At 77.7% G+C, this 649-nt stretch carries 1 protein-coding gene; it reads left to right on the top strand.

Going from position 1 to position 649, the window contains the following annotated elements:
* Positions 1 to 649 (top strand): KR domain-containing protein (locus tag VM95_RS37880; RefSeq protein WP_045706111.1); only part of this gene is annotated, 649 nt, incomplete at both ends.

The raw sequence follows: 649 nt of genomic DNA, 5'->3' as shown, positions 1-649 counted from the left end.
TTCGGTGTTCCACCTGGCCGCCGTCCTGGACGACGGCCTGCTCGCCGGCCAGAGCGCCGAGCGCTTCGCCCGCGTCCTGGCCCCGAAGGCCACCGGCGCGCTGAACCTGGACGAGCTCACCCGGAGCCTGGACCTGGACGCGTTCGTCCTCTTCTCCTCCGCCGCCGGTGTCCTCGGCAGCGCGGGCCAGAGCGCCTACGCGGCGGCGAACGCCTACGTCGACGCCCTGGCCGCGCAGCGCCGGGCGGACGGCCTGCCGGGCCTGAGCCTGTCCTGGGGCCTGTGGCAGCAGGCCGGCACCGGCCTGACCGCCCACCTCGGCGACGCCGAGCTCCAGCGGATGCGCCGCCAGGGCGTCGCCGCCCTCACCCCCGCCCAGGGCCTGCGCGCACTCGATGCCTCGCTCGGCTCCGCCTTCGCCCACGTCGTTCCCGTCCGTCTCGAACTGGGTTCGGTGCGACGCGAGTTGGAGCGCGGTGGTGACGTTCCGCCGCTGCTGCGGTCCCTCGTCCGGGCCCGCCTGCGCCGCGCGGGGACGGCTGCGGCCGCGCCCTCCGCGCTGCGCGAGCGCCTGGCCGCGCTGAGCCCGGCCGAGCGCCAGGGCACGCTGCTGGACCTGGTCCGCCGCGAGGCGGCGGCCGTCCTCGGC

The organism is Streptomyces rubellomurinus (genome assembly GCF_000961885.1).
Lineage (GTDB): Bacteria > Actinomycetota > Actinomycetes > Streptomycetales > Streptomycetaceae > Kitasatospora > Kitasatospora rubellomurina.
This window is presented reverse-complemented; position numbering and strand designations above follow the sequence as displayed.